The 3,327-nt window shown below is 44.3% G+C and carries 1 protein-coding gene; it reads right to left on the bottom strand.

Going from position 1 to position 3,327, the window contains the following annotated elements:
- Positions 1-288 precede the first annotated feature (288 nt).
- Positions 289-3,177 (bottom strand): hypothetical protein, encoded by a 2,889-nt coding sequence (locus tag JCM16496_RS20800; RefSeq protein WP_128809789.1) that lies wholly within the window; start codon positions 3,175-3,177, stop codon positions 289-291.
- Positions 3,178-3,327: the final 150 nt, after the last annotated feature.

Here is a 3,327-nt window from a genome sequence, read left to right as displayed (position 1 = left end):
GCTTACAAAGAGACTCCCCACCCGTACATCGTGGATGATGCATCGGGAAGGGAGTCTGTTTATGGCTCTGCCGGATAAAGCTATCCGGAGGAGAAGAAGGTTTTAAGAGTAACAAGTATCTTACGGAAAAACTTACGAATCTATCGCTTTCCGGAATTTCTCCATAGCGAGTTGAAATAAAGAAATCCCCGTCTACATGTTACGTAGACGGGGATTCCATTTATTTGTCCATGTCATCGGTCAGAGCAATCTCTTCCCGGTGGAAGCATGACAAAGAGTCTATCAACATTACAGGTTGTCGTTGATTGTTCCGGCGGTAATAGTCGTATTCTCTTTAGTTCCACTTACTGTAAGTCCAGTAGCCGGAAGGGTTTCACTACTTGCATAGTAGAACGTACCATTTGCATTGATAGCATTGTTGGTGTAGGTAGCAACTGCAACATTCGTCGCAGCCAAGAACTTATCAGCATTGATGTTGATTGTGGCATTCTTCAACTGAGGAGCCGTTACAACGGTCAATGTATTGTGGTCAACAGCGGTAGTTGTTGAGTTTGCCACTGCTGAAACTGCACTTGCAAATGCAACTTTTGCTGATACAGTTACAGTACCCGTGATGTAGGATTTGGCATCAAATGCAGTTCCGGAAACGATGCTTGCACCTAAATTCACAGAACCTTCGACTTGGAATGTGCCATTATCTTGCATTGTCAACGGATAGCCCGTAACCTTGATGTCTTCGCCTTTCAGTACCAGAGTCTTCAATGTGGTTGCGGTATAAGCACCGGCATACTTATTAGGTGTAGCTGAAGCTCCCGGTTGTCCGAAGTCAGATTTCAATTCACCTTCAGTAACTGTCAGGTCGGTGATGCTGTATTTCACTACATCAGCAGTAGAGATTGACTTCGTTGCATCCTTGGCATATACAGTAGTGTATTGGATAGTACCCAAAGCAGAAGGAACGATTGTACCTGTAACCTTGTTCGTAGCACTCAACTCGCTGTATTCAATAACGCCTTGATTCTGATTGAAGTTAGAAACCGTAGCATCCTTGTAAATCGTTACTTTAGCCGGATTGATGCTGCTATTGTTCACGTTCTTGATATTCCAGATAGCACCATAGTTGTGTATGTTACCCTTGTTCTCAAAGTTGCCTGCATTCGTACCACTCATATAAGCATCCTTAGCTACGGTAATCACACCCTTCAGGTTGTTTTCACTGTCAGCACTAAGAGTCATGCTACCATCTACATTGACAGCGGCAGCATCTGTTGCAGTGGCGTTCACCAACTTCATGGTAATCTTGCCTGCTTTCGCTACGTTCAAAGTACCCTTGTTTGTAACTTCTACAGCAATCGGGTTCTCACCGTTACCATCCAGCTGTGTACCTGTCACATTCAATACACCGCCCTTTTCTACCTGAAGCTTCAAGTCTGAAGTTGCATTGGCAGGCAATGTTGAAGTCATACCAATCTCTTGAACTGTGTTCTTAATAGACTTGAAGTCACGGTTCAAAGTTTTCTCACCGATATTTGCTGTACCGAGGACTTTCACCGGACAACTTCCATCTACAATGATGTAGTTGAGTACATTCTGAAGTGCTTCTACAGCTTCCGGGCTGTCAGTATCTTCCGGTGCGGCAATCTGCAAAGCTGCACTAGTAGTGGCTTTCTGTTTAAAGTAGAGCGCCAAACCGTCTTTCCCGCCTGCTGCACTTTCGAACTTGTTCTTAATCATCAAGGCTGTTTCAGCATCGATAGTCGCATTGTTGGCCAATGTAGCGACATTCAAACGGGTGTTACCGCTAATGCCCGTTACCCAGCTTACATATTGCTTCAAGTCATCGCTGTTGTTGATTTCTGTTTCAACCGGAGCCTGAACAGAGTTGTCATCGAACTGTACATCGACGATGTTGGATACTTCGGGACTTACTCTCTTGATGGGCTGTCCGGTAATGGAAGTATTCTTATCTGTAATGTCCGTACCTTCAGCCTTCACCTTACTCAGGTCAATATCTTTGATTGAGCCTTTGGTTGTGTAGATAGACAGTACCAAATCACCTTCCTGTGCAACATCAATCGGGTTAATCATGATACAAGTGGTAAGCACATTGGCACCACCTGCTTTCAGCAGATATCCTTCCTTACCGTTTTCTGTAAACGAAAGTTCCGCGTAGTTATCAGCGGCATTAGAGGTCGTATAAGTATTGGCTACAGCACGCAATGCGTTGGCTCTCTTATAATTGTCCACCTCTTCTGCAGGGATGTTGTACACGTAGTCAGTTTCTTCATCATAGTTGTCATTTCTATACAAATCACTTTTCTCACCAAGATAGTTGGCGTAGTTGAAGACTGTAGATGCCGCAGTCCAAGTACTGGCGTTTGAATCATAGGTTTTCAGATTGTAATCTTTTGCTTTATCTTCACCCTTGTACTCTGCATCTGTAGGGTCAAGTGTCAATACGGAGCGGATGTTTGTACCGCTCAATACAATCTTGGTAACCGTCAAGTCAGCGGCACTTGCCACGTTCTTCAGTCTGAAGAATACACCTCCCAATACAGGTGTCATATTCACCTTTGTGAGCGCCTCTTTGGTATCGTTACCTTCCTTAACCTGTGCATAACCGATAAAGAACTGGTTCTTTGCATAAGAATCGTAAGCAGCTTTTGCGTCACCGCCATCTTGTTTCTGATTAATGATGCTGTGGCTTACCTGGCGTTTTGCGTCATAGCCCTCATACGGATATGCAAAGAAGTAGTTACCTTCCAGCATCTTGGCATCTGCTTCCCAAGTCGAGCCACCGTTTGCCGTCACCTCTTTGCAGATGAAAGGATAATCGGTATGCGAGTAATCCACCAACGTATACTTATTGTGCCATGAAAGAGCAGCCCACTCATCAGGTTCTTCAAAAGGTCTAACTTGTGCATCGGCGCTGATTTCGTCCATCAAGATGGCACCAATCTTGTTTCCCACCTCAAACTGATACCCCTCGTTTTTGTCATAAATCAAACGGGTGTTAGGCTGGTCTCCAAATCCCATTCCCAACTTGACATTGACGGTAGGTCTACCATCTTCAGGACTAACCGCATTGTCAGCGGTTGTGACCAAGTCTTCGTTAGTACATGCGGCAAACATACCCGCAAGGATTGCTGCCGAAAATAAATACTTAGTTTTCATCATAAATTCAATTAATAATTATTAATGTAAGAATAATCTGTTACTGCTCTCATTGTTATAAATCGGGAGCGCCGTCGTGACCGTTATCATCGAAATTCGGGCCATTGGATCCTGCAAAACCCAGTTCCATTTCCACTTCCAGGACTTCCACTT

Origin of the sequence: Bacteroides rodentium JCM 16496, from assembly GCF_000614125.1 — a bacterium.
GTDB classification, from domain to species: Bacteria; Bacteroidota; Bacteroidia; order Bacteroidales; family Bacteroidaceae; genus Bacteroides; species Bacteroides rodentium.
Note: the sequence above shows the minus strand (reverse complement) of the source record. Positions and strands in the feature narration are given on the sequence as shown.

Coding starts and splice junctions, on each gene's coding strand:
- JCM16496_RS20800 (WP_128809789.1), bottom strand. CDS start 3,177: ATGATGAAAACTAAGTATTTATTTTCGGCAGCAATCCTTGCGGGTATG.